At 39.3% G+C, this 6,649-nt stretch carries 8 protein-coding genes; all 8 read right to left on the reverse strand.

The features are described 5' to 3' along the window. The coding region (locus J7K93_05375; GenBank protein ID MCD6116423.1) for an aminotransferase class I/II-fold pyridoxal phosphate-dependent enzyme at positions 1-413 on the reverse strand (413 nt) is incomplete at its 3' end. 42 nt (positions 414-455) lie between these two features. Beyond that, on the reverse strand, positions 456-701 hold the full coding sequence (locus tag J7K93_05380; GenBank protein MCD6116424.1) for an acyl carrier protein: 246 nt from the start codon (positions 699-701) through the stop codon (positions 456-458). Between the two features lie 39 nt (positions 702-740). Further along, a complete protein-coding gene (gene acsA, locus J7K93_05385; GenBank protein ID MCD6116425.1) occupies positions 741-2,447 on the reverse strand; it encodes an acetate--CoA ligase in 1,707 nt (568 codons plus the stop codon). A 45-nt stretch (positions 2,448-2,492) separates the two neighbouring features. Further along, on the reverse strand, positions 2,493-3,440 hold the full coding sequence (locus J7K93_05390) for an L-threonine 3-dehydrogenase (protein MCD6116426.1): 948 nt from the start codon (positions 3,438-3,440) through the stop codon (positions 2,493-2,495). 18 nt (positions 3,441-3,458) lie between these two features. Next, positions 3,459-3,851, reverse strand: a complete 393-nt coding sequence (gene acpS / locus J7K93_05395; GenBank protein MCD6116427.1) for a holo-ACP synthase — start codon at positions 3,849-3,851, stop codon at positions 3,459-3,461. Between the two features lie 373 nt (positions 3,852-4,224). After that, positions 4,225-5,463 (reverse strand): hypothetical protein, encoded by a 1,239-nt coding sequence (locus tag J7K93_05400; GenBank protein ID MCD6116428.1) that lies wholly within the window; start codon positions 5,461-5,463, stop codon positions 4,225-4,227. Continuing rightward, positions 5,463-6,248, reverse strand: coding sequence for an outer membrane lipoprotein-sorting protein (locus J7K93_05405; protein MCD6116429.1), 786 nt, complete (start codon positions 6,246-6,248; stop codon positions 5,463-5,465). Before J7K93_05405 ends, J7K93_05400 begins: the two co-directional genes overlap by 1 nt. A gap of 23 nt (positions 6,249-6,271) precedes the next feature. Continuing rightward, a partial coding sequence (locus J7K93_05410) for an MMPL family transporter (protein MCD6116430.1) occupies positions 6,272-6,649 on the reverse strand: 378 nt, incomplete at its 5' end.

Consider the following 6,649-nt stretch of genomic DNA (forward strand, 5'->3'; position numbering starts at 1 on the left):
GAAATCATAACATCATCTTTGTCGAGAATTGCCTCAAAAACTCCTGCATTTGCATCCATACACGAAGGGAACAGAATTGTATCTTCCGTACCGAGAAATTTTGTCATCTTGTCTTCAAGCTCTTTATGGATATCCTGAGTTCCGCATATAAACCTTACTGAAGACATTCCGTACCCGCGGCTGTCAAGCCCTTCGTGAGCAGCTTTTATTACTTCAGGGTGGCTTGATAATCCAAGATAGTTATTGGCACACATGTTAATAACTTTTTTCAAAGATGAGCCTGTGGGAAACTCAACTTCAATATCCGCAGATTGTGCGGAATGAATAAATCTTTCCTGCTTAAATATCCCCTGGTCCCGGATATCATCTAACTGCCCCAGGTAGATTTTCTTTATTTTTTCGCTGAACGCCATAACCTTCCTCCTGTAAAATGTATCGCAAAGAAGTATTTATTACTATTTAGAAAACTCTTTAACTAATGTACAAATCTTGTTTACAGTATCAAAAGCCTCTGGTGTGGCTTTGTCGTCAGGTATGGAAATATTATATTTATTTTCCAGAAAACGCTTTAATGACACCATTGAGAATGAATCCACAATCCCGCCGGAAATAAGCGGAGTATCAACATTGAGCTCCTCATCTTCATCTTCAAGATATTCGTCAATTACATATTCCAACACTACTTTCTGCATTTCATCCATTCTATTCACCTCTCTTTAGAATTATATTCTTTTAATGTACTATTCGTCGTCTTCAAGAGTAGAGGTGTCGCCTATTTCCTCACCCCACTCTTTCGCCTTTAAAAGCCTTCTCATAATTTTACCGCTTCTCGTTTTCGGCAGAGATTTTACAAACTCAATCTCCTGAGGCATTGCAAGAGGAGAAAGCCTCTTGCGGATAAAATTCATAATTTTAAGTTCCGTATCAGGAGTAGGTTCAAAACCAGGCTTTAATGCTACAAACGCTTTAACAACTTCCATGTTTACTTCATCAGGTTTTGAAACAACTGCAGACTCTGCAACTGCCTCATGTTCAAGAAGGGCTGATTCAACTTCGAATGGGCTTACAAGATGGCCGCCTGTGTTTATCACATCATCATCACGGCCTGTAAACCAGAAATACCCGTCTTTATCAATATGTGCCCTGTCTCCCGGAAGATACCAGCCGTTTTTAAACTTGCTCTTGTATGCTTCTTCATTGTTCCAGTAAGTTCTCATCATTGCAGGCCAGCCAGGTTTAAATGCAATAAGGCCTATTCTTCCCGGTTCTTTTATCTCTTCAAAAGTTTCGGGATCAACAACTGCTGCTGTAATCCCGGGAAACGGTTTGCCCATAGAACCTGGTTTAACTTTCATATCCGGAAAATTCGTCAGCATTATTGAACCTGTTTCAGTCTGCCAGTAAGAATCAAGAAATGGCTTATCGAACAATTTTTCAGACCATACAACCGCTTCTGCATTTAAAGGCTCTCCGACACTCGCAAGATGGCGAAGTGACGAAAGATCAAATTTCTTTACCAGTTCATCCCCTGCTTTCATAAGCGATCGGATTGCAGTTGGAGCAGAATACCACACAGTAACTTTATGGCGTGCTATAAAGTCGTACCAGGTTTCAGCAGAAAATCCCTTATCAAGAACACATTGTGTAATACCAAGGGACCACGGGCCTATTATTCCATAAGATGTACCTGTAACCCATCCCGGATCTGCAGTACACCAATAGATATCGTCATCCTGAAGATCAAGAACCCATTTGGTTGTAAGGTATTGAGAAATAAGGGAGTAATGAACATGCTTCACTCCTTTGGGCTGTCCTGTTGTACCTGAAGTATAGTGAAGAACAGACGGGGATTCAGCCTTTGTCGGAAATATTTTAAAATCTTCCACAGGTTCCGCGCTATCAAGGGAAAAAGCCGTTTCTTTTTCTTTAAGAGGTTTTTTGCCGTCGTGGTCAACAATAATTATATGTTCCAGATACGGAGATTTTTCTAAAATCCTTCTGACTTTGCTTACATGTTTTCTCTGTGTCAGAATGACTTTTGTTTTTGCATTATCAATTCTCACATGCAGAGAATCGTCCCCGAATGCAGAAAAAAGCGGCTGCGCAATTGCCCCTATTTTCAGTATACCGAGAAACCCTATGTATAATTCAGGGATTTTATCCATAAATAAGCATACTCTGTCTTCATTCTTCACACCGAGGCTTTGTAAATAAGCAGCAATTGTATTTGATGCAATTCTTACATCATTAAACGTATATCTTTTTTCAGCTCCGCTTAAGCCTTCCCAAATTAATGCCGTTTTATCTGCTTTTCCCATATCACAGATTCTGTCAGAACAGTACCACCCTATATTAATCACTTCCCCATCTTTGTAGCCAAGTTCTTTTTCAGCAACGGCCCAGTCAAAATCTTTTACTCTATCATCGTAATTCCCGATATTTGACATTTGCCCTCCTCTAATTATTTATAATTAAATTCCCTTTCCTCACCATCACAACAATTTTTTCTTCAGTTCTTTTATCATCTCTTCTGTCATCTTTGCAAGATCATACTCCGGAGTCCAGTTCCATTCTTCTCTTGCTGCACTATCATCCATGGAATTCGGCCATGAATCTGCAATAGACTGTCTGACAGGATCAACATCATAAGAGATTTTAAAATCAGGTATTACTTTTTTAATCTCTGCATAAATGTGTTCAGGAGCAAAGCTCATTGCTGTAACATTAAAAGCATTCCTGTGCTTCAGACGGTCAGGATCAGCCTCCATTACATCAATAGCAGCTTTCAGAGCATCAGGCATGTACATCATGTCCATGTATGTACCTTCTTTGATAAAAGATGTATACCTGCTGTTTTTAACAGCTTCATAATAAATTTCTACGGCATAATCTGTTGTACCGCCTCCTGGAAGAGTTTTATAGGATATAATTCCCGGATAACGCACGCCTCTTGTATCAACTCCGAACCTTTTATAATAATAATCGCACAAAAGCTCCCCTGACACTTTGGTTACACCATACATTGTGTTCGGCCTCTGAATTGTATCCTGAGGCGTATTATCCTGTGGTGTTGCCGGGCCGAAAGCTCCTATTGAGCTGGGAGTAAAAACAGCGCAGCCTGTTTCACGTGCAGTTTCAAGAACGTAAAACAGGCCGTCAATATTAACTTTCCATGCTGCCTGAGGTTTTGCCTCTGCAACTGCTGAAAGAAGCGCAGCAAGATGGTAAATTGTATCCGGTTTGAATTTGCTTACTACATCATTAATGCTCTTTGGGTCTGTGCAATCCATTTTTTCAAAAGGGCCCGATTCCAGCACCTCTCCATTCGGGACACGGATGTCTGTTGCAAGTACATTACCGCTGCCGTACCGCTCTCTTAATGCCATTGTAAGTTCAGAACCAATCTGGCCGATTGCTCCGGTAATAAGGATTTTCTTCATTAAATTCTCCAATAATATTTATACTGTTTGCTCAAGTATTACAACCGCAGTTGCATATTCAAGGCAATGTGAAATAGAAATATGTATTTGATCCCCCTTAATTTCTCTTAATTTCTGCATCGCTATATTTTTTACATTTATGTACGGTTTACCGAGATCATCATTAAGTATTTCAATATCAGTCCATTTGATTCCATCCCGCAGGCCTGTGCCAATAGCTTTAAGATATGCCTCTTTTGCTGCAAACCTTCCTGCAAACTTGACTGCCTGAACACGCCTGTTTGCGCCCTTAAGGCAGTATTCTGTTTCAGAAGGAGTAAAAAGCATCTTTCTCAAACGATCTTCAAACCGCGAAAGAGCATCTTTCATTCTGCCTATCTCAATAATATCAATTCCTGTGCCTACAATCATATTATCAGATCGCTTCCCGGATACAGCCATAACAGATATGGACTCAAATTAAAAAGATAAAAATTTATGAAAAGCATACGATGTTAAAATCCTGTTTAGAATAATACATTTTTCAAACAAATTCTATAATTTGCCCTGAAAAATAAACTCCCGTTAGGACTTACATTTTATTAAAATTTTAAATCAAATTCAAGTGAAAAATCTTTTATTACCGAAAAACGGGACGGCCATCTTATATCTCTTTTAGAATTAAAAATATTTGAAATAACATATTGGAATAAATCGGAATTTAAATATGGGACAGAAAAGTATAAACCGGAATAAAATAAGACAAACACATAGAATATTTTATCCCGGTTATATTAAAATCACACTAGAAACTATACTTCAGTTTAAAATAGGCCATATCGTTTTTATCAAACCTTCCGAACATGCCCTTGTCCCCTGTAAAAATATTGGCGCCGAGGAGCAGCTCAAACCCGTCTGCAAGGTCGTATGTGATTTTTGGGCGGATAAGTGCATCCGAATTGTTCAGGCCGATGTATGAAAAGAGCTCCGCACGCAGAGTCTCCCTCAGAAAATCTTTGCTTAAAAGTATGGTTGCCATGTTTTCGTACTGGTCGTTTACAATGCTGTCATCATAATCCAGTATAACTTTCTGTATAAACTGGCCGCTTACCTTAACGCCCCATAATGTATAATCAAGGCCGATTAAATATTGCACATAATTTTTTTCAGTAACCCCTTCTGCGGCACCAGGATCAGCAGAGCTGAAATACTTGCCATTGTAATATGCAGACTCTCCTCTTAAGACCACGCCTTTAATAGTTGTACTGAAACTTCCTCCTGCAAGGCCGAGCCTGTGATATTTCGGCATTACTGTCAGATCGGGCTCCTGTGTTGCAGGATCAACTGAGCGGACCATGTGCATTGCAGGATCATCATCCCACATGTAGCCTGCCATAATCTCAAAATCTATTGCTGATGTTAATCCTGAAAATTTGGCAAATACTTCGCTGTTTGACAGCTTATTTTCAACCTGCGACTCAGAATAATCCAACACAGCATTAGGAGGTAACTGAGGAGCCGGATACCAGATAGAATTCTGATCAGGCATTCTTGTGGGAGTAAATACAGGCACATAAACAAACTCAAAAGTATTGTTTCCGATATAGTAATCTGCCTTGACAGATGTGATTCCCATACGTATCTCGTCAAAATCACGAAGCAGGAACTCGCTTAAATCTTTTGGAGAGACCACATCTGTAATAAACACTCCGTCCGCCTTGCCCCATATAATCTGCTGTTTTCCAATGCGAAGATCAAATGTATCAAAATAGAGATCAAGATAAGCCTGACGAAGACCATACTCTGTTTCCCGGTTCTGATAATGATACACATAGGGATTAACCTTAAAACCCACTTTGTTTTTTGTCTCTTCAAAATTAAGATTAAACGTATTCTGAATTATTGCATAATTATAATCTCCTGTTAAAAGCACGCCTGTGTAGTTTCTAACATATCCGGAGATATTTGCAGACTGCCCGTAAACCGCTGAAACCGAAACAAGCATTAAAAATAACAGGATGTATGATTTGCATATCTTTTTCATTAAAGGCCTCTCCTCATCATTCTCTCTGTAAATTGCCTGTCAGAAATTGATGTGTCAAGCTTAAGGTTCGTCAACTCCATTACGGTCTTATGATTCTTCTGCACATTGTGCATCTCGGAGTTTGTAATCAGCCAGTATCCCTTTATTTTTTCATACTTTTTAATTGTAAGAGTTTTAAGCAGATCCCCGTCTTCATCATAGAACTCTTTTTTAAGCCCGATCCATTTATCTTTTATGATCCATGTTACAGTACGGGAATACATATAATCTTCTCCTTTGGGAATACTTTCAACAACATAGCACTGCTCTCCGTTAAATTCTTCTTCCCTGAGAAGTTTATGAGTATCTTCCGAAGGCTGCCTGTCGCCGAGATCATCGTATGTGAAATCCGAACCCATAAAGTAATCGCTTTTACTGTCGCTTGAAATTCTTTTTACCTTTTTAAGAGCAGGCAGATATATCCACTGATCGTCATCTTTGCCTTCCTGATCGTAACTCCAGTTCATAAAAGATGTATTACGAACATCTGCAGGAGAGATAAAGAACATGATCTTCTTTTCAACCTTGCCGTAGTCTTTTACATACTGTTTGATCTCCCGGACTCTTGTGTCGCCTCTGGAATTTATCAGTGTCATTGTAAGATCACCTGTCTGATCCTTTGGCGAGGGCCTGTTGTAAACATTTTCAATAATTTTAAGGCCTGTAATTTTCTGCTGAGCATTTAAAACACCGGCTATTACAGATAAAAATATAATTAATGCGGTTTTAATCTTGTTTGAATACATAATTCACCTCTTTCTGATTATCCTTACTGTTTTCTGTTTTTAAAATAGATATCTGACATGTAAAGCAGCAGGAACATGATTGTCAAGGTTCCCACAAAACTTGTAAACATATTCATTGATACAAGAGCACCCAGAGCCCTGTTTGGAGGGAATACCGAAAAAACAAGCACGAGAAACCCTGCAATCACAACAACTGCATTAAAAAGAATCGCTCTGCCGGAATGGGCCATTGCATGCTCGCTCGCAAGAACCTTATTGTCTGTCTCCGAAGCTGCAATTTTGTACCTCTCAATAAAATGTACTGCATAGTCTATCCCTATTCCTATTGCAATACTGGACAGCAGAGCTGTTGTTGTGCTCAGGGGAATATTAAAAAGCCCCATAACACCAAAACTTATCAC

This window comes from bacterium, from assembly GCA_021158245.1.
Taxonomy (GTDB): domain Bacteria; phylum Zhuqueibacterota; class QNDG01; order QNDG01; family QNDG01; genus QNDG01.